The organism is Hyphomonas sp. UBA4505 (assembly GCF_002388685.1).
In the GTDB taxonomy this organism is placed as follows: domain Bacteria; phylum Pseudomonadota; class Alphaproteobacteria; order Caulobacterales; family Hyphomonadaceae; genus Hyphomonas.
The window spans coordinates 531,315-549,415 of the sequence record NZ_DGMZ01000012.1; the positions used below are offsets into that span (position 1 = coordinate 531,315).

The window sequence follows — 18,101 nt, forward strand, 5'->3', positions numbered from 1 at the left end:
CCCTATTCAGCCGGCACGGCCGACGCTGACGCCTTGTGGCGCTTCAGCACGGATTTATGGATCGATTCCGGCAATTCCTTCGGCTTCTCGGTCAGACCAAGGAAGAACAGAAGAACGAAGAAGCCGAAATAACAGAAGGTCAGGATCAGCGAGAAGTGACGGAACATGAAGGTCGGAGCCGGCACAGCCGACAGAGACGGGTTCGCGTCAGCTGGCAGGCTCTCCATGAACCGTTTCGCATCGATATAGGCTTCGCCACCACCCTTGTATTCGCTGGTCGCTTCCTGACCATCCGCCGTATAGCTGACCACCAGTTTCGGATCACCCTGCAGCGCCGGGATGACGGCATCGTCCGGGTTGGCCGCGCCGCACCAGCCGAGCAGCAGGCAGACGGCGACAAAGCCGAAGAAGAACTGCTTGGCCACCGGACGGTAGCGCATGGACTTCACTTTCGACGTGTCGAGCCAAGGCAGGATGAACAGGACCGCGATGGCTGCGAACATGAAGATCACGCCGAGCAGCTTGGCCGGGATCGGGCCGAGATCGAACGTGATGGCGCGCAGGATGGCGTAGAATGGCAGCAGGTACCATTCTGGCACGATGTGCGCAGGCGTCACCAGCGGGTTGGCCTCGATATAGTTGTCGGCATGGCCCAGCACGTTCGGTGCGTAGAAGACGAAGACGGCAAACATGATCAGGAAGATCACGATCGCGAAGGCGTCCTTCACCGTGTAATACGGGTGGAATGGCACGGTGTCTTTCGCAACGTCCTGAACCTCAACACCGGTCGGGTTGTTGTTGCCCGGCACATGAAGCGCCCAGACGTGCAGGATGACTGCGCCGGCGATCATGAAGGGCAGCAGATAGTGCAGCGAGAAGAAGCGCTGCAGTGTCTGGTTACCAATCGATGGTCCGCCGAGGATCCAGGTCTGGAGGCTCTCGCCGATCAGCGGGATGGCACCGAATAGCGACGTAATGACGTTTGCGCCGTGATAGGACATCTGGCCCCAAGGCAACATATAGCCGAGGAAGGCGGTGGCCATCATCAGAAGGTAGATGACACAGCCAAGGATCCACAGCACTTCGCGTGGCGCCTTGTAGGAGCCGTAATAGAGCCCGCGGAACATGTGAATATAGACGGCAAGGAAGAACATCGACGCGCCATTGGCGTGAATGTAGCGGAGCAGCCAGCCATACGGCACATCGCGCATGATACGCTCAACAGACGCAAACGCGCCGTCGACACTGGCCTCATAGTGCATGGCCAGGATGATACCGGTCAGAATCTGAATCACGAGACAGACGGCAAGGATGCCGCCGAAAGTGTACCAGTAGTTCAAATTCTTCGGGGTCGGGAAATTGATCGCCGTGTCCTGGGCAAACCGGACCAGCGGCAAACGCGTATCAAGCCATTTCGTGAAGGCATTGGTCGGCGTGTAGGAGGATTCGTGTCCACTCATCTGCGGTATCCTTCCCTTAAAGCGAAATGTTGATCACGGAGTCGGACACGTAATTGTAGTCCGGAACCGGGAGGTTTGTGGGGGCCGGGCCTTTGCGGATGCGGCCAGACGTATCGTAGTGCGAGCCGTGGCATGGGCAGTACCAGCCACCGAAATCGCCTGTATTGCCTTGCGCCGGACCAACCGGAACACAGCCAAGGTGGGTACAAGAGCCCGAGGTGACCAGAATGGCCGGGTTCAACGACCCGTCAGCCTTGGGACGCAGACGCGCATCATCGGTCTCGGGATCGCGCAATGTCGCGACATTCACCGAATCGGCCGCAGCAATCTCAGCCGCTGTGCGGTGGCGCACGAAGAACGGCTTGCCGCCGATCAGGACGCGGATCTCGCCGCCCAGAGGGATTTTGGACACATCGACATCCAGCGCCGAAGCGGCCTTTGTGTCAGCGGCCGGGTTCCACTGGTCAACAGCGGCCCAGGCAAACATGGCAGCGCCGCCAAAGGCGACCGCTCCAGTGGCGATGTGAATGAAATTGCGGCGATCGTCGTCGATCATCTCGCCGTGTTCGTGTGCAGGTGTGTCAGTCACGCTTATCCCGTCCCTTGCGAAGGCAGAAATCTGGGCCCGTCATACAGGAGCCCGCCCCCTTGCACATTGCGGCAAGTGGGCGCGGGTGCCTCCCCATAAACTACTATTGGCAGCGCGTTATCCTGACTTGGCGCCTGTGACAACAGGGCGCTTGCAAGTGTCGCAGTCCTCGCCCCATGTGTCGCGCCATGACAGATGGTGATCTCGAAACGAAGAAGACTCGCGCACGCGACTGGTTCAGGGTGTTGCAGGAAGACATCTGCGCGCGGTTCGAAGCGCTGGAAAATGCGGCGGAACGCCCCCTTTATTCAGGCGAACCGGGACGGTTCGAACTGACCGAGTGGAAACGCGGCGATGGCAGCGAAGACCTGGGCGGCGGCCGTATGGGCCTGATGCGCGGCAAAGTGTTCGAAAAAGTCGGGGTCCACTTCTCCGAAGTCCACGGCACATTCTCTGAAGCCTTCGCTGCCCAAATCCCCGGCGCGGACAAGTCAGATGGCCGATTCTGGGCCTCGGGCATTTCGCTGATCGCGCATCCGCGCAATCCGAAAGTGCCCGCCGCGCACATGAATACCCGCATGCTGGTGACCAGCCAGTCCTGGTTCGGCGGCGGCGGAGATCTCAATCCCCTGCTCGATTACCAGCGCGATCAAGACTTCGAAGACACGGTCGATTTCCACGCCGCCATGAAATCCGCCTGCGACACGCATCCGGGCGCCGATTTCACGCAGATGAAAGAGACCTGCGACACCTATTTCCATCTCGCTCACCGGGATGAGCCACGCGGCACGGGCGGCATTTTCTATGACCGCTTCAATTCGGGCGACTGGGACGCCGATTTCGCCTTCACACAGGAAGTCGGCAAGCAATTCGCGGAGATCTACCCGAAACTGGTCGCCCGGCGCATGAACCAGACTTGGAGCGAAGCCCAACGCGAGGAACAGCTGATCCAGCGCGGCCGCTATGTGGAGTTCAACCTGCTCTACGACCGCGGCACGACCTTCGGCCTGAAGACCGGCGGCAACGTGACGAGCATCCTCTCCTCCATGCCCCCTGTCGTGAAGTGGCCGTGAGGCCCTAGTCTGTCGCGCAATAATGTGCGTCGCCATCCGGCATTTCAATCGAGACTTTCCGCTCCTTCACAAGGGTGAAATATTCCTCATCCTGTGCCGGGCGCAGATAGATGGCGACACGGGGGTCCTTGAAGGGATTGGCACCCGGCTTCAGGCAGGGCCTCGTGGTGACGCTGACGGACAGGCTTTTCTGACCGGGTGCCTCCTTGAGGCTCAGCATATGCGCGCGGAAATCGTCCATGCGCGGCGCGTCCTTTGGGTGGATATGCAGCCGATGGATCATGAACCCTGCCTTTGCGCGCTTGTTCAGGAAACGGGTTGGCGCGTCCGGCACGGGGACAAGGTGGAACAGCTCTTCCCGGGTCTTGTTCCCCTCTTCCTGCCAGACTGACAAAACGAGCGTTGCTGCGTCCTCAGGCAAGTCGTAGTCATCCGGCGCGCGCACAGCGACCTCGACTTGGCTGGCATCCATGGTCGTCGGATCCAGCGCAGCGAGTTTCGGCAGGCTGGTCACCGGCACGCTTGCGCAGGCCATGGGCAGAAAAACACCTGCGCCGATGACGAAAATCCTTGCGATAATGGCGAACATGCAGATACCCTTCTTTCAATAACTAATTCACGTAAAACATGAATTTTTAATTGGCAAGGACGAATAATGAACACTCCCACACTCCTGCCTGACCGGACACGCCTCGTCTGCCGCGTCTTGAAATGGCTCGCACTCCTCATCCTCGTCCTGATGGTGGCAGCCTATTTCCTGCTGGACGTTTCATCCACCATCCTGGATTCGGCCTGGGAGGGCCTTCAGCCGCATGTCCGGGAGGACGTCTCTTATTCCGGGGGAAAGAAACTGCTCCTGCATGTCCTGGCAGCGATCGGCTATTTCAGCCTCACCCTGATCGTCATCGGCGCTGCGCGTGTCTTCAGCGTGTTCCAGAAAGGCGTGGTATTTGCGCCCGCCGCTGTCCGGGCAGTGCGCTTCCTGGGCCTGACCATTTTCCTGTTTGCTGCCGTGCAACTGATCCTGCCTACGCTGATGGTGCTCGGCCTGACCTATGACAATGGACCGGGTAACCGGGCACTCACACTTGGAATCAATTCCAATACCGTCATCTTGTTGATGATTGGCGCGGTGATTCTGGTAATCGGTCAGATCCTGACTCAGGCGACCGACATCGCCCATGAAAACGAGCAGTTCATCTGATGGCCATCATAGTCCGCCTCGATGTGATGCTTGCCTTGCGCAAGATGAAGTCCAAAGAACTGGCCGCGGCAATCGGCATTTCCGAGCAGAACCTGTCGCAGCTACGACAGGGACACGTCAAAGGCGTACGGTTCGAGACGCTGGACAAGATCTGCGCCGCGCTGGACTGCAAGCCGGGCGATATACTGGACCGGGACGAGGACTAGTCGCGAAATCCCGTCCGGATTTTGGGCACCGACGGAAAAAAGCGATGACGATCAGAGCATTGTGGCTCGAATTAACGTTTCGGAAATGACGAAAACTTCATTCGAAGGTATAAGCGTGGTCGATGGTCACCAGTGCGAAAGCCTTTCCCTGGGGGGCAGGGATACTGCTCCTGCTAGCGACGGTGACAGCCGCCGCAGCAGGAGCAGTGATTTCGGGCGGCAGTTCCGACCCCTGGTACGCTGCGCTCAGCAAACCTTTCCTCACGCCACCAGACGTCATGTTTGCCCTTGTCTGGCCAATTCTGTTCGTACTGATGGCGGCAGGCGCCCTGCTGGTGCTGGACCGGGCCGGTTCATTTGAACGTGCCGTCAGCCCGCTCGGCCTGTACTATTCGATGCTGGTGTTCAATGCGGGCTGGAGCCTTGCATTCTTCGGCATGAACGAGGTCGCGCTGGCGCTCGGCATTCTGGTGGCGCTTTGGCTGTTGATCGTGGCCATGATGCAGGACTTCTGGCGCTATTCGCACCTCGCCGCCTTGCTACAAATCCCCTATCTGGTCTGGATCAGTTTCGCCGGATACCTCAACGCGTACATCCTGTTCACGAATTGAGGCGCGCGACCAATTCGTCTCGAGTCAGACTGAAATCCGACGCCACCCAGCTCTGCTCCAACGCGCGCAGGACTGCGCCGACATCCGGACCGCTAAGCCCTGCTGCAAGGGCATCTGCGCCGCCCAGCGGAAAGTCCGGCTTCTGCCAGTCGACTGCCGCTGCCTTGATCGTCGTCAGGGCATCCGCTCCAGAAACCTGCGCGGCCTCGATCAAGGCGCGGTCCAGCACCGCACGTGGGCCAAAGTGGTAAAACAGACGACGCAGCGCGTCCGGTTGGACGTCAAGAACATGAGTTAGCGCAGGGTCGGCCCACTCGGCCAGTCGGCTGGCCTCGGCATTGGATAGCCGCAGATGCGCCGTGACACTGGTCACATCGCGGGCGCGACGGGGAAGCATGGCCATCAAGCGTTGCAACGGATCTGGCGCAAGGCCGGCCCCCTGCTCCACCGAAACAAGAGATGGTAATTCCGATGCGTTCGCGCCCGGCAGCACAGCTCCCAGCACGCCCGTCTCTTCCATGGCCAGCATGGCGTCGGACGGATCGGGCGCTTCCATCAGGCGTTTCAATTCCTTCCATATCCGCTCGGAAGCAATCTTTGCGAGTCCATCCTTTTGCCGCTCACATGCAGCAAGACCCTCCGCATCCATGCCCGCGCCATACCAGGCATTAAAGCGGAAGAAGCGCAGGATGCGCAGATAGTCCTCGCGCAGGCGCTGGTCTGCGTCGCCAATGAAGATCACCCGCCCATCAATGGCATCCTGCACCGAGTTCGGCACGATCTCATGCAGGCGGCCATCGGCGGCGGCGTAGATAGCATTGAGCCGGAAATCACGGCGCTCCGCATCCTCGGCCCAATCCTCGGTGAAAGCGACCACGGCGCGGCGGCCATCTGTCTCGACATCGCGGCGCAGGCTGGTGATCTCGTAGGGGCGGCCGTCATAGATGGCGGTGACGGTGCCATGCTCCAGCCCGGTCGGGATCGCGCGAATGCCGGCCGCTTCCAGCGCCGCGAGGGTTTCCTCCGGTTTTAATTGGGTCGCGATGTCTATGTCATCGACCGGCACGCCGCGCAGTTCGTTGCGCACACAGCCGCCGACGAAGCGCGCGCCACCAGGGCGCGCCACTTCCAGCGCAGCCATCACGGCGCGTGTGCCCGGCCAGTCCAGCCAGGGCGCGGTCGTCAGGTCAGTCCGTGTCATCGTCCGGCCGCACGATCTCCGGTGTGTCGGCATCGGGGTCCGGGGCCAGGATCACCGGCTCTTCCTCCCGGCGCACGGCATCTTCGGTATCCGGCGCCGTGGCGCGGATCTCTCCGGCATCATGGATATCCGTGCCGGGCCCGGTCGCGCCCGTGGCGGAACGGATACTGTCTCGCTCGCGCGGCACGCCGACATTGGTGACATCATGAACGCAAGGATAGTCGCGTGCCGGGATCAGCTTGCCATTCTCCATACGGGCCGGCTCGTGGCAGATGTCGCGTTCTTTCGGCTCCATCAGGATCAGAACGAACCAGGCCACGGTCGCAAGGCCAATGCCGCACAGGAACAGGATATTGATGGGCCATTTGCGTTTGCCCTCCTGTTCTGCATTCGACGTTGCCAGCAGGTAGAGCCCGAACACGATGAACGGGATCGAGAAGATGAATAGCTCAAAGACGATGCGTCCGGCCAAGGTGTCGTTCCCTCCGATTGTTTCACCTTAGATAAGGCGTGGATGGATTGAACAAACCCCTAAAACCGGGCCGGATCAATCGTCGTACAGTGTATGATACAGTTTCCGTATAATCCCGGCGGTCACGCCCCAGATGCGAAAGCCGCCATGCGGCATCTCGTAAAATTGCCGTTCCTTGCCCTTGTAGACAGCTCGGCCGACCTGATGGTTGGCGATATTCATCAGGAAATCGATGGGCGTTTCGAACACGTCCGCAACTTCGGTCGGGTCGGGTTTGGGCTCGAAATCGGCGGGCAGAATCCCCACGACCGGCGTGATGCGAAACATGGTGCCGGTGACATAGGGCGCGCCGCGACCCAGAACCTCCACCTCTGCCGGGTTCACGCCGACTTCTTCCTCAGCCTCGCGCAGGGCGGCGGCGACTTCGTCCACGTCGATCGGATCGATCTTGCCGCCCGGAAAGGCAACCTGTCCGGCATGATTGGCCATCGTGTCCGGGCGCAGGGTGAGCAGCGCGGTCGGACCGGATTTGCGCGGGATGACACCAAACAGCACCGCCGCCGGGCGGATTACCGCCAGTTCTTCTGGCGTCAGGAAGTCGAGGTCGCCATATTCGGTCAGCCGCCCTTCGCCATGGGGCGGGTCAAGCCGGTCTGAGACCCGCGTCAGGAAATCGTCCAGCCCGTTCCAGCTCATGCCGGATCAGGCCGCCGGTCCGAGAGGAAAGAAGACACCCTGGCTCCACACGCCCAGCATATCTGATCCGTCGGGTGCAGGTTCTGCCATATTGGCCAGTTCGTAGAAGACCGGCCGGGCAAGTTTGGCTTCGAGCTGTCCGCGCACCAATACATAGGGGGAAGGCTCTCCGGTCTCGGGATCGGTCTCGACGCGCAGCGGCGCGTCCGGCCCTGCCAGCGTCACATCGCCCAGATTTGTGACGAAGGCCAGTGTCTGTTGCGGTCCGGCCTCGCCCGCCCGCTCGACGCGCACAGCAAGGAAAGGCGCATCGGCCACATGCACGATCACTTTTTCGTAGGGCGTGACGAGCCAGACCGAACCGTCCTCATCCTTGCGCAGGATGCGCGAGAACAGCTTCACCAGTCGCTCGCGATTAATTGGGTCGCCTTCATGCCACCAACTGCCATCCGCGCGGATTTCCATGTTGATGTCAGCTGAGCGCTCAGGATTCCACAGATGAACCGGCGGCAGTTTGCCATCTACCTTGCCATCGGGAAGGATCGCTTTAAGCGTCTCTTCGAGACTGATTGTGGTTGTGGCACTGGAATTCACGTTTTGCTCCGCCATGATCCGGCCTTAGACATAGGTTTGTTTATTCAGATCGAAAACCCGGAGGCGCCCTTTTGATGGCCGATACTGACCAGGTAAGTGATGCAATCATCGCAGAAGCCGAATCCGCCGCCGAAACGCTGGCGCAGGTGAAAGCCGAAATTGCGAAGGCGGTATTCGGACAGGACCGCGTGGTCGAGTTGGCGCTCGCCGCCGTACTGGCCGGGGGCCATGCCCTGCTGATCGGCGCGCCCGGCTTGGCCAAGACACGCCTCGTCGAGGCGATGGGCACCGCGCTTGGTCTCGCCAACCAGCGCATCCAGTTCACGCCGGATCTGATGCCCTCAGACATTATCGGCTCTGAAGTGCTGGACGAAAGCCCGAGCGGGCAGCGCACCTTCCGCTTCCTCAAAGGGCCGATCTTCACCCAGCTGCTGATGGCGGACGAGATCAACCGCGCCAGCCCTCGCACCCAGTCTGCCCTGCTCCAGTCGATGCAGGAGCGCCATGTCACCGTGGCGGGTGTGCGCCATGATTTGCCGGCGCCCTTCCATGTGCTGGCGACGCAGAACCCGATCGAGCAGGAAGGCACCTATCCCCTGCCCGAGGCGCAGCTGGACCGTTTCCTGCTGAAGGTCGACGTGAACTATCCTGACCTCGACACCGAGCGCCGCATCCTGATCGAGACGACGACCGGCGATGACAATGTGGTCCGCCCGGCGCTGGACGCCGACCGGCTGATCGCGCTGCAGGGCCTCGTACGGCGGATGCCGGTGGGCGAGAAGATCGTCTCGGCGATCCTCGGCCTCGTGCGCGACGCCCGGCCGGAACAGACTACCGATGAGCGCGTCAAGCGCCTGGTCGATTGGGGCCCGTCCCCGCGCGCCGGTCAGGCGCTGATGCTGGCAGCGCGGAGCCGCGCGCTGTTGCGCGGGCGTCTGGCCCCAAGCATCGAGGATGTCGAGGCGCTCGCAGAACCCTGCCTCGGCCACCGCATGGCAATGCGCTATGACCCGACCGGCGAGGCACCAAGCCTGACCGACCTGATCAATGACCTTGCCCGGAAGGTGGCTTAGCGCTCTAGGAATGATTCCCGCCCGCGAACATCAACACGCATCCGCCTTGGTGATTGCGACTGTATGGCTTGTTTCCTGCGGGCAGCAGGCGACGCCTGCTGGAGTGACAAACTTCGATTCTTGCCTGATCATGCATATGTCAGCAATTGCTATGCTGGAGGGTGCTTCCAATGAAGCCGACGCGGCGCTGCTGGAGGCCGTTATCGCCAGCCAGAACGAACTGCTCCGGGATGACAAATTGGACGCGGACGAACTTGCCCAGCGCGCATCCACACTCTTGCACGCCTATTCAGGCGCTGCTGATGCCGCAATCGCTGAAGCCGAAGCCAACAGCACATCACCGCAGGCACTTGCCGCTGAAGCAATGGCATGCCGGAAAGCTCTGGCTCGATGACCCCGTCCGCCGATCTTCGCTCAGAAGCCGAGAGCCTTGCCCGGCAATTGCCCGGCCTGAACTTCAAGGCCGAGGCGAGCGAGGCTGCGCATATCGGCTCGGCAGGCCGTCGCCGCGCGGGCACGGGCGAGCATTTCTGGCAGTATCGCCGCTATGCGCAGGAAGACGCCGCCGACCGGGTCGACTGGCGCCGCTCCGCCAAGGGCACGGAATTGTTCGTACGCGAAACAGAACTGGAAACCGCGCGCACGGTGCTGTTCTGGAGTGATGATGCACCGGGTTTCCGCTGGAAGGGCGAGGGCGATTTGCGCACCAAGGCCGAAGAAGCCCAACTCCTGATGCTGGCCATCGGCATCATGATGTCGAAGGATGGCGAACGCATCGGCATGCTGGGCGCGGGCCGGACGGCCAGCTTTGGCAAAAAGGCCGTGGCGCGGCTCGCCGAAGACCTTGAGCGCGGCACGCATGGCCAGTTTCCCTCGCCGCCGAAATCAGCGGCAACGATTATTCTGGCGTCTGACTTTTACGCGCCGCTCGCAGACTGGCAGGCCCGCCTTGCGCCGCTTGCCGCGAAATGCCCGGAAGGCGTGCTGCTGGCGATCTCGGCACCCATCGAGGAAAGCTTCCCGTTTGAAGGCCGCACCAAGCTCAGCCGCCCCGGCACCGAGTCCGACCGTATCCTTGGCCGGGCCGAGACAATGCGTGAGGCTTACCTCCGCCGCTTTGCCGAACAGCGGGACGGATTGCGCAGACTGGCCACGCAAATGGGCTGGCGGCTGGTGACGCATACAGTCGGAACGTCCAGCCTTGAAGGCGCCGCCCGGCTGAAGGCGCAGGTCGAGACGTTCGGGGCCAAGGCATGACCTCGCTCGGCCCATTCCTGCTCGGCGCGCCGTGGGCGCTTGCCGCTTTGGCCGCGCTGCCAATCATCTGGTGGATCCTGCGGGCAACGCCCCCTGCCCCACGTCATGCGGAATTGCCGTCGCTACAATTGCTCGACGGGATCGAGCCGCAGGAAGAGACACCCGCGCGCACGCCGTGGTGGGTCTGGCTGATCCGTACGCTGGCGATTGCCGCCGCGATCCTCGGCCTGTCCCAACCCGTCTATGCGCCGGGCGCGCAGACCGAGACTGTGGAAGGCACCGGCAGTCTGCTGATCGTGGTCGACAATGGCTGGCCGTCTGCGCCGCGCTGGCCGGACCTCGTCAATGCCGCGACCGCAACGCTGGACACGGGCAATCGCGACGCGCCGGTCCATCTGTTGCTGACCGCGCCGCAACAATTCAATCCCGACCCGGCCGAGCGTATTTCCCGCGCCGACATGGGCAAGCGCTTGACCTCGCTGAGGCCGCAGGCCTGGGCTCCGGACCGCGCCGATGCGTTGCGGCGGTTGAATGACTCAAGTTTGAAGCCTGACCGCATCTTCTGGGCAAGCGACGGCTTGCAGGGCAAGGACGGCCAGGCCTTTGCCGCGGAGCTGTCAAGTTTCGCGCCGCTGACCGTCTATGCCGCAGCGCCGACGGGCCCGGTCGTGATTTCCGGCATTCGGTCGCAAACAGATTCTGTCAGCGTGACCGCCCGCCGCGCTTCCACGCGCGGCATCGCAACCGGATATGTATCTGCCATGACGATTGATGGTTCAGCCCTCGCGACTGCGCCCCTGGAATTTGCCGATGGGCAGACCGAAGCGGCCGCCGAGTTTACCATCCCTGCCGCAGCACTCGCCCGCGTTGCCCGGTTCAGCGTCACAGGCCAGCAAGGCGCAGGTACGGTCTGGCTATGGGATTCCGCCGATCGCTCACGCCGGGTGGGTCTCGTCGATGCAGGCAGCACGGCCCAGCCGCTGCTGTCGGACATGCACTATATCCGCAAGGCGCTGGAGCCTTTCGCGACGATATCCGAAGGCAGTATCGAGAACCTTGTGGCCGCGTCCCCGGATGCAATCATCTTGAGTGATATCGGGCAGATCCTGCCGCAGGATGCCGAATTGCTGCACGCTTGGGTCGAGGAAGGCGGCGCGCTGATCCGGTTTGCCGGTCCGCGCCTCGCCGCGCAGGGCGATGACCTGCTGCCGGTTGCGCTGCGCCGGTCTTCTCGCGCGCTCGGCGGAGCGCTGGCCTGGGATGAGCCGCAAGCCATGGCGGCGTTCCCGGAGACCTCCCCCTTTGCAGGCTTGCCCATTCCCGGTGACGTGCGCATCAAGCAGCAAGTGCTCGCGCGGCCGGGGCCGGAACTCGCATCGAAGACGTGGGCGCGACTGGCAGATGGTTCTCCGCTGGTGACCGCCGACATGCGCGGCGATGGCACGCTGATTCTGTTCCACACAACCGCCGGGCCGGACTGGGCCGACCTTGCCTATTCCGGCACGTTCTCGCAGATGCTGCGCCGGTCGATTGCAGCCGGACGTGGCGAATCCGTCGGCGATGCGGAGGGGGCTTACGCCCCTTTCCTGACCCTGGACGGCTATGGGCGCCTGTCGGCCGCGGGGGCCAATGCCGCGCCCTTGAAGGCCACCGATTTTGCAACGACCGAACCGTCTGAAGCTCACCCACCGGGGCTCTATCGTGGGCCAGCCGGATCGCGCGCCCTGAATGCGGGTGCCGGCAAGCGGCCGGAGCTGATCGCGAACTGGCCAATTTCGGCTCGTCTGCTGGGCGATGCCGAGGCCCGGTCGTTGCGCCTTGCAGGGCCGTTGCTGACCCTTGCTGCCGTATTGCTGGCGCTGGACCTTTTCATCGCCCTGTTCGTGGCCGGACGGCTGCGCCGGTTTGGCAAGGGCGCAGCGATGGCATGTGTGGTGGCTGGTGGCGCGCTGGTCGCGGTGCCGACACCGGATGCGGCGGCCCAACCCTTCCAGTATGAATTGTTGCCGGACGGCACCTATCGCCGAGTGGACAATAATCCGCAGACGATCCGACTGCCGCCCAACGGAAACGCGACCCAGAAGGAGATCGACGCGGCGCTGGAGATGCGCCTGGCCTATGTGGAAACACCTGACCGTTCGCTCAATGCGCGTACGCGCGCCGGCCTGTTCGGTCTGTCCAATATCCTGCGCCTGCGTACGTCCGTCGAACCGGCTGATCCCCATAGTGTCGATCTGGAGACCGACGCGCTTGAGCTGTACCCGCTGATCTATCTCAACATACCCGACTCCATGCCGCCGCTGTCGGACACTGCGATTGCCCACCTCAATACATACCTGCGCTCTGGCGGGGCGCTGGTGATTGATACGCGCGCAGGCGGAACGATTGGAACGCAGACCGATGTGACCCGCCTGGAGACCTTGCTGGAAGGGCTTGATGCACCGCCCTTGCAGACGGTGGGCGAAAACCATGTTCTGACGCGAACCTTCTATTTGCTGGACGACTTTCCGGGGCGCTATGCGCAGCGCAATCTCTGGATCGAGCAGGCGGGCGATGCCAGTGCACCGCGCGGCGACGGCGTTTCACGCCTCATTATCGGCGATGCCGACTGGGCTTCGGCCTGGGCCGTGGATGAACAGGGCCGCGACCTCTATTCCGTGGACGGCGGAGCGCAACAGCGTGAAATGGCGAGACGCTTCGGCGTGAATTTGGTCATGTATGTGCTGACTGGAAACTACAAGGACGACCAGGTGCACATCCCGGCTCTGCTGGAACGTCTCGGCAATGGCGACGAAGAGCAGCTGGATGAAAGCCCGGTCCGCCTGCCGACCCGCATTCCCGATGGAGGGCCGCAATGATTGACGCAACGCGCCTCGGCTTTGAGCCCTTTCTTGGCTGGCCGATCCTGTGGGCAGTCGTGGCGCTTGCTGCGCTGGCATGGCTCGCTTATGCGTTTCTGCGCGGCAAAGCGTGGCTAACGCGAGGGCTGGCGCTGACTTTGCTGGCTGCGGCATTATCGAACCCCTCACTCGTACAGGAAGAGCGTGAGCCCCTGCCCTCGGTGGCGGCGATCATTCTCGACCGGTCCGAAAGCATGGAGTTCGGCGAACGCAAAGCGACGGCCTCAGCGGCTTTCGCCGCGCTGAATGCTGAACTGGAAGCGGACCCATCCCTGGAAGTGCGCATCCTGGAGAGCGATCCGGGTGCGGATGGCACCAATCTCTATGGCGCGCTGGAAGGCCTGATGGCTGATGTCCCCCGCGACCGGATTGCAGGCGCCATCCTGATCACTGACGGACAGGTTCATGATTTGCCGGAACCGGACTCTGACGAACGCCATATCGGCCCTTTGCATGGGCTGATCGTAGGCGACCCCAACCGGGGTGATCGGCGCGTGTCGATTGTCGATGCCCCGGACTTTGGCATCGTGGGCGAAATGGCTGAATTGGTCGTGCGGGTGGATGATCCCGACCTGCCAGACGGTCGGCAGGTGGAGATTGAACTGTCTGTCAATGGCGGCACCCCGCGCCGGATGAATGTGACGCCCGGCGAGAATACGAGTGTACCGATCGAGATTGAACGACGCGGCGAAAATGTCATCGTGGTCGAGACGCCAGAGGGACGCGAGGAGCTGACACTGGCCAACAATCGCACGGCGGCGACCCTTTCTGGAGTGCGCGACCGGCTGCGCGTGCTGCTCGTCACCGGCAAGCCGAACCAGGCGGGCCGGGTTTGGCGCGACCTGCTCAAATCCGATCCTTCGGTGGACCTTGTCCACTTCACCATCCTGCGCCCGCCCTACAAGCTGGACTATACGCCGACCGAAGAGCTTGCCCTGATCGCCTTCCCGACCGAGGAATTGTTCGAGGAGAAACTGGAAGAATTCGACCTGATCATCTTTGATCAGTATGAGCGCCGGGGTGTGATCACCCAGTCTTACCTCGCCAATATGTCCCGCTATGTGACCGAAGGCGGCGCGCTGTTCATTGCAGCGGGCGAGCCGTTTGCCGGGCCGGGTAGCCTGGCGCGCTCGCCGTTGGCTTCAGTGCTGCCTGCCTCCCCTACGGGCGATATCTATACCGGGGAGTACACACCAGAACTGACCGAGCCGGGCCAGCGCCACGCCGTGACCATGCCGTTGGCCAGCCGCGAATGGGGCGGCTGGATGCGCTATATCGATGCCGAAGCCCAAGCCGGAGATGTGCTGATGAGCGGGCCGCGCGGCAAACCCTTGCTGATCGTGGACCGCGTGGGCGATGGCCGCGTCGGCATGTTGATGACCGATCAGATCTGGCTATGGGCGCGTGGGCATGATGGGGGCGGACCGTTTGCCGAATTGATGCGCCGCGTTGTCCACTGGATGATGAAGGAGCCGGAACTGGAAGAGCGCAAGCTGAATCTTGTGGCCGAAGGCGATACAGCGCGCGTGGAACTGCGTACGCTGCTGGATAGCGCACCGCCGCTGGTGGTCGAGACGCCGGAAGGCAGCTTCCTCGAGCCGCAATGGCGCCAGGACGGGCCGGGCCGGTTCGTGGCTGAGGCGCCGATTGACCAGCTCGGCCTCTACCGCGCCGAAGCGGGCGGGCTGGAAGCGGTCGCCCTGAATGGGCCGGCCAATCCGAAGGAATATGCAGACCTTCAGTCCACGACCGAAGTTTTGCAGCCTTTGGCCGACGCGACCAGTGGCGGCGTCTTCCGCCTGAATGCCAGCGGCACGAATTTGCCGGACATTCGGCGCACCAGCGCGCGGGGAAATTCGGCGGGCGGCAACTGGCTCGGCCTGCGAGAGCGCGGCGCTTATGCCGTGCGGTCGTCTAGCAGCCAGCCTCTGCTGCCGGGGGTGATTGCGGCGGCGCTGCTGATTGGCCTGCTGCTGCTCGCCTGGCGCCGTGAAGGGCGGTGATCTAGGGGATCACCACGCCGATCACGGCACCGACGGCGAGGCCGGAACTGGCAAACTCGGTCACCACGCCCTGATTTATCTCGCGGGCAAAACTGTCCGCGTCGGATATGTCGTAGCGCGCGTAGAGGCCGATTTCGGCCTGCTGGCCAAGTGGCCTTGCCGCGCCCAGTTCGAGGCCTGCATGGGATCGATCGCCGGACTCGTCCCCGGCATCGACAAAGCCTGCGCGGGCAAGGACGTAGGCATCCCATGCACCGGATTTCCAGGAGGGGCCGGCGGAGACTTCGGCGCCGAAATCGCCCAGCGTGGCATCGTGAAACACGGCGAGCGCCGGGCTGTAGGGCAAGTCGGACGTAAAGCTTGCGGCAAGCTCCAGGCTTTCTTCATCCTCTGTTCCCGGATAGGTCAGCCAGCTTGCCGTCAGGTCCATGCTGCCGCCCTGGATGTCGAACTGGTAGCCGATGACATAGTCGGTCTCGTCCGCGAAGGCCGCCTGGTCTGCGCCGATGGGAGTCAGGCGATAGAGCCCGCCATAAAGCGTGCCATGCGCGCCGGTTGTCTCCAGCAGGAGTTCTGTTTCCAGTGTCAGCGGGCCGATCTGTTCGCCGCGATCATGCAGCCCGCTGGAAATGGCCGCCTCGCCGATGACCCGTGTTTCTGCGAGGCTTTCGGTCACGAAGACACAAGCGCTCGCAGCCAGCAGGTTCAGTTTCAGCATGGGAGACCTCCGTCATTTTTGCCTTGTCCTGACGCAAGCAGGCGGGGCGGACAAGACGGCCCGGAAAAGTCGGCGGCGAACTGCTCCTTATGCGAATTACAGTCACTTTCACTTGCACGGAGACCTGCCCGTTCATCCGGGCGAAATCTTCAAATTTCACAGCTGTAACAAGGACTTGTCCGGTGAAGCACGTTTCGCCCAAATGCACGCTGGCGAAGGCGTGGTGACCCACTTGCCCGCCCAGTGCATATTTGGCACCGCCCCATTTCAGGCCGCTCTGACCTGTTTTACAATCCGGAAAAGCCCTGTACCTAGCAGGCAATCAAACAGGGAGCGCCGCCATGGCCGAATTGACGCTGGAACAGAAAGTCGAGGAATTGTGGGCGCGCGAAGCGATCCGGGATTGCCTGTTTCGCTATGCGCGCGGCATCGACCGGGCGGATGAGGAAATGCTGCGTTCGGCCTATTGGCCGGATGGCACCGATCATCACGGGCCTTACCAGGGCAGCGCGTCGGGCTTTGTCGACTGGGCGATGAAGACGCTGCCCTATATCGAGCGGGGCATTCACCAGATCCACAACATCCTGATCGAATTCCGCGAGGGCGGCGCGGCGGTGGAGAGCTATTTCTCTGCCTTCCAGCGCCAGCCGGGCGCCGACCGCCAGATGCAGCAATGGGACATGAAAGGGCGCTATCTCGACTGGTTCGTGAAGCGCGATGGCGAGTGGCGCGTGCTGAACCGGCTCGTCGTGTTCGACTGGACCGAGGAAATGCCGCTGCCGCCGGGCACAGAGGCCGAGCGTTTCGGCCCGCGCACGCCGATTGGCGCGAGCCATCCGGAAGATGCGGTCTATTCCTTCTTTGAGGGCAAGTAGGTTCCCTGGTTTCCTGATCGGTCATCCTTCGACTTCGCTCAGGCTTCGAGGGGTCAGACATCGCAATGCGATGTCCCCGAGAAGGCCCGAAGCGCAAGCGCCGGGCTTCTGCTCCCGGTGGCTTCATCCTTCGACTTCGCTCAGGATGAGTCAGCAAGGGAGGCGGAATGAGTCCGTAAGCCGCCTCAAGAGATCAGCTCATCCTGAGCGAAGTCGAAGGAGAGCGAAGCTCGCCGCCTGTGCCTGCGACCGGAGTCGCGGATAGCGCACCGGCAATCAGACAAAATTCAGGGACACCTCAGGACGTGTCGGGCCAGTCCGCGACGGCGCGGCTGACAAGGCCCGGCAGGGCGCTGGCCACGCTGCCCAGCTCTGCGCCGAGGCGGAAATTCCCGGTGCTGGGCGGGCAGACAGGGCGCGGCTCTTGCCTTGCCTTCATCTGCGCCAGATGGCGGGCGAGCCGTCTGGCGGTCGGTGCGGGATCTTTCAGCAGGCGTTGCAGCGCGATGATGTGCGCGATCAGCGGCGCGGCCGGGACCGGCCCGGCGACGAGCGTCTGCGCGGCCCCCTTCCCCGCAAAGGCGTCCTGCCAATCCATGAGACCGGCGGCGCGCCGCCCGGTCAGGTTGAGGCGATGGACTGGTCCATAACTGGTCCCAAAAGTGTCCGTAACATCCTCTACCGTGTCGGCAAGCGCCGGGCGCGGGGCGGAGGCCGCCGCGCCGGTCTGGCCGGGACTGGCTTGCGGCAGGGGTGGCAGGTCCAGCGCCGCCGCCATCAGGATGATCAGCCGCCGGACAATCGTCTCGATGACCTTCAGCCGCCCGCGCACCCTGGCGCGCACGCGCCGCGACACCGAGTCCGGCTCCAGATGCAGCCCGGCCTGCGCCCGCACATCCAGCACCGCGCCCTGCGCGGCTTTGAGCCCCTGTTCGATGAATGCCGCCATCCCGTTCATGCAGGAGAGTCTAGGGGCGGGAGTTATCAGACGGATTTGGGAAGTGCTGTGCCACCATCAGTGCGATAAGGTATGCGCGAACTTTGAGGGAAAGCAGCAATTTTGCAGTTTTCTTAAAGTTGGAAGCAATTCACTTTTTGGGTGACAGCATCAAGGAAGCGGTAGAAAATCAAATCAGCCGGATCTACTCATAGGAACAGCATGACATCTC

Annotated in this window: 19 protein-coding genes; 10 read left to right on the forward strand and 9 right to left on the reverse strand. The window is 62.5% G+C overall.

Going from position 1 to position 18,101, the window contains the following annotated elements; all coding sequences use genetic code 11:
- Positions 1-2: 2 nt before the first annotated feature.
- Positions 3-1,460 (reverse strand): cytochrome b, encoded by a 1,458-nt coding sequence (locus tag B3527_RS11660; RefSeq protein WP_034810469.1) that lies wholly within the window; start codon positions 1,458-1,460, stop codon positions 3-5.
- A gap of 16 nt (positions 1,461-1,476) precedes the next feature.
- Entirely contained in the window at positions 1,477-2,016 is a 540-nt protein-coding gene (gene petA / locus B3527_RS11665) for a ubiquinol-cytochrome c reductase iron-sulfur subunit (protein ID WP_034810468.1), read from the reverse strand.
- A gap of 221 nt (positions 2,017-2,237) precedes the next feature.
- On the opposite strand from petA, the gene hemF reads away from it, so the two are divergent.
- On the forward strand, positions 2,238-3,122 hold the full coding sequence (hemF, locus tag B3527_RS11670; RefSeq protein WP_206991366.1) for an oxygen-dependent coproporphyrinogen oxidase: 885 nt from the start codon (positions 2,238-2,240) through the stop codon (positions 3,120-3,122).
- 4 nt (positions 3,123-3,126) lie between these two features.
- On the opposite strand, the gene B3527_RS11675 is transcribed toward hemF, so the two are convergent.
- Entirely contained in the window at positions 3,127-3,711 is a 585-nt protein-coding gene (locus B3527_RS11675; protein ID WP_290479976.1) for a hypothetical protein, read from the reverse strand.
- A 66-nt stretch (positions 3,712-3,777) separates the two neighbouring features.
- Here B3527_RS11675 and B3527_RS11680 point away from each other — a divergent pair, with 66 nt between their 5' ends.
- From B3527_RS11680 to B3527_RS11690, 3 genes are all read left to right on the forward strand, one after another.
- Positions 3,778-4,326 (forward strand): DUF2975 domain-containing protein, encoded by a 549-nt coding sequence (locus tag B3527_RS11680; RefSeq protein ID WP_290479977.1) that lies wholly within the window; start codon positions 3,778-3,780, stop codon positions 4,324-4,326.
- Complete coding sequence (locus B3527_RS11685; protein ID WP_290479978.1) at positions 4,326-4,532, forward strand: helix-turn-helix domain-containing protein; 207 nt, start codon at positions 4,326-4,328, stop codon at positions 4,530-4,532. Before B3527_RS11680 ends, B3527_RS11685 begins: the two co-directional genes overlap by 1 nt.
- A 122-nt stretch (positions 4,533-4,654) precedes the next feature.
- A complete protein-coding gene (locus B3527_RS11690; RefSeq protein WP_206991370.1) occupies positions 4,655-5,143 on the forward strand; it encodes a TspO/MBR family protein in 489 nt (162 codons plus the stop codon).
- Here B3527_RS11690 and B3527_RS11695 read toward each other — a convergent pair.
- From B3527_RS11695 to B3527_RS11710, 4 genes are all read right to left on the reverse strand, one after another.
- Complete coding sequence (locus B3527_RS11695; protein ID WP_290479979.1) at positions 5,133-6,344, reverse strand: CCA tRNA nucleotidyltransferase; 1,212 nt, start codon at positions 6,342-6,344, stop codon at positions 5,133-5,135. The two genes, B3527_RS11690 and B3527_RS11695, sit on opposite strands and share 11 nt — an antisense overlap.
- Positions 6,331-6,816, reverse strand: coding sequence for a DUF6111 family protein (locus tag B3527_RS11700; protein ID WP_290479980.1), 486 nt, complete (start codon positions 6,814-6,816; stop codon positions 6,331-6,333). The genes B3527_RS11695 and B3527_RS11700 overlap by 14 nt, the downstream gene beginning before the upstream one ends.
- Before the next feature lie 75 nt (positions 6,817-6,891).
- Positions 6,892-7,512 (reverse strand): CoA pyrophosphatase, encoded by a 621-nt coding sequence (locus tag B3527_RS11705; RefSeq protein ID WP_206991371.1) that lies wholly within the window; start codon positions 7,510-7,512, stop codon positions 6,892-6,894.
- A gap of 6 nt (positions 7,513-7,518) precedes the next feature.
- Positions 7,519-8,106, reverse strand: coding sequence for a DUF1285 domain-containing protein (locus B3527_RS11710; protein WP_242517400.1), 588 nt, complete (start codon positions 8,104-8,106; stop codon positions 7,519-7,521).
- Between the two features lie 74 nt (positions 8,107-8,180).
- Here B3527_RS11710 and B3527_RS11715 point away from each other — a divergent pair, with 74 nt between their 5' ends.
- From B3527_RS11715 to B3527_RS11735, 5 genes are all read left to right on the forward strand, one after another.
- Positions 8,181-9,179 (forward strand): AAA family ATPase, encoded by a 999-nt coding sequence (locus B3527_RS11715; protein ID WP_290479981.1) that lies wholly within the window; start codon positions 8,181-8,183, stop codon positions 9,177-9,179.
- 136 nt (positions 9,180-9,315) lie between these two features.
- A complete protein-coding gene (locus tag B3527_RS11720; protein ID WP_290479982.1) occupies positions 9,316-9,573 on the forward strand; it encodes a hypothetical protein in 258 nt (85 codons plus the stop codon).
- Positions 9,549-10,436: a DUF58 domain-containing protein gene (locus B3527_RS11725; RefSeq protein ID WP_290481910.1), complete on the forward strand. Its 888-nt coding sequence runs from the start codon at positions 9,549-9,551 to the stop codon at positions 10,434-10,436. Before B3527_RS11720 ends, B3527_RS11725 begins: the two co-directional genes overlap by 25 nt.
- The gene (locus tag B3527_RS11730; RefSeq protein ID WP_290479984.1) at positions 10,433-13,294 is read left to right on the forward strand and encodes a DUF4159 domain-containing protein; all 2,862 of its coding nucleotides are present in this window, start codon (positions 10,433-10,435) and stop codon (positions 13,292-13,294) included. The genes B3527_RS11725 and B3527_RS11730 overlap by 4 nt, the downstream gene beginning before the upstream one ends.
- Positions 13,291-15,339, forward strand: coding sequence for a hypothetical protein (locus B3527_RS11735; protein WP_290479985.1), 2,049 nt, complete (start codon positions 13,291-13,293; stop codon positions 15,337-15,339). Before B3527_RS11730 ends, B3527_RS11735 begins: the two co-directional genes overlap by 4 nt.
- Before the next feature lies 1 nt (position 15,340).
- On the opposite strand, the gene B3527_RS11740 is transcribed toward B3527_RS11735, so the two are convergent.
- Positions 15,341-16,057, reverse strand: a complete 717-nt coding sequence (locus B3527_RS11740) for a hypothetical protein (RefSeq protein ID WP_290479986.1) — start codon at positions 16,055-16,057, stop codon at positions 15,341-15,343.
- A 341-nt stretch (positions 16,058-16,398) separates the two neighbouring features.
- Between B3527_RS11740 and B3527_RS11745 the strand changes: the two genes are divergently transcribed.
- Positions 16,399-16,932 carry a nuclear transport factor 2 family protein gene (locus tag B3527_RS11745; RefSeq protein ID WP_290479987.1) on the forward strand — a complete coding sequence of 178 codons (534 nt, stop codon included), beginning with the start codon at positions 16,399-16,401 and terminating at the stop codon, positions 16,930-16,932.
- A 298-nt stretch (positions 16,933-17,230) separates the two neighbouring features.
- Here the strand turns inward: B3527_RS11745 and B3527_RS11750 are convergent, their stop codons facing one another.
- On the reverse strand, positions 17,231-17,788 hold the full coding sequence (locus B3527_RS11750) for a hypothetical protein (RefSeq protein ID WP_290488451.1): 558 nt from the start codon (positions 17,786-17,788) through the stop codon (positions 17,231-17,233).
- Positions 17,789-18,101 lie beyond the last annotated feature (313 nt).

Excerpts from the sequence above, each read along its gene's own strand:
- B3527_RS11660 (WP_034810469.1), bottom strand. The coding sequence starts at position 1,460 with ATGAGTGGACACGAATCCTCCTACACGCCGACCAATGCCTTCACGAAA.
- petA (WP_034810468.1), bottom strand. The coding sequence starts at position 2,016 with ATGATCGACGACGATCGCCGCAATTTCATTCACATCGCCACTGGAGCG.
- hemF (WP_206991366.1), top strand. The coding sequence starts at position 2,238 with ATGACAGATGGTGATCTCGAAACGAAGAAGACTCGCGCACGCGACTGG.
- B3527_RS11675 (WP_290479976.1), bottom strand. The coding sequence starts at position 3,711 with ATGTTCGCCATTATCGCAAGGATTTTCGTCATCGGCGCAGGTGTTTTT.
- B3527_RS11680 (WP_290479977.1), top strand. The coding sequence starts at position 3,778 with ATGAACACTCCCACACTCCTGCCTGACCGGACACGCCTCGTCTGCCGC.
- B3527_RS11685 (WP_290479978.1), top strand. The coding sequence starts at position 4,326 with ATGGCCATCATAGTCCGCCTCGATGTGATGCTTGCCTTGCGCAAGATG.
- B3527_RS11690 (WP_206991370.1), top strand. The coding sequence starts at position 4,655 with ATGGTCACCAGTGCGAAAGCCTTTCCCTGGGGGGCAGGGATACTGCTC.
- B3527_RS11695 (WP_290479979.1), bottom strand. The coding sequence starts at position 6,344 with ATGACACGGACTGACCTGACGACCGCGCCCTGGCTGGACTGGCCGGGC.
- B3527_RS11705 (WP_206991371.1), bottom strand. The coding sequence starts at position 7,512 with ATGAGCTGGAACGGGCTGGACGATTTCCTGACGCGGGTCTCAGACCGG.
- B3527_RS11715 (WP_290479981.1), top strand. The coding sequence starts at position 8,181 with ATGGCCGATACTGACCAGGTAAGTGATGCAATCATCGCAGAAGCCGAA.
- B3527_RS11720 (WP_290479982.1), top strand. The coding sequence starts at position 9,316 with ATGTCAGCAATTGCTATGCTGGAGGGTGCTTCCAATGAAGCCGACGCG.
- B3527_RS11725 (WP_290481910.1), top strand. The coding sequence starts at position 9,549 with ATGCCGGAAAGCTCTGGCTCGATGACCCCGTCCGCCGATCTTCGCTCA.
- B3527_RS11730 (WP_290479984.1), top strand. The coding sequence starts at position 10,433 with ATGACCTCGCTCGGCCCATTCCTGCTCGGCGCGCCGTGGGCGCTTGCC.
- B3527_RS11735 (WP_290479985.1), top strand. The coding sequence starts at position 13,291 with ATGATTGACGCAACGCGCCTCGGCTTTGAGCCCTTTCTTGGCTGGCCG.
- B3527_RS11740 (WP_290479986.1), bottom strand. The coding sequence starts at position 16,057 with ATGCTGAAACTGAACCTGCTGGCTGCGAGCGCTTGTGTCTTCGTGACC.
- B3527_RS11745 (WP_290479987.1), top strand. The coding sequence starts at position 16,399 with ATGGCCGAATTGACGCTGGAACAGAAAGTCGAGGAATTGTGGGCGCGC.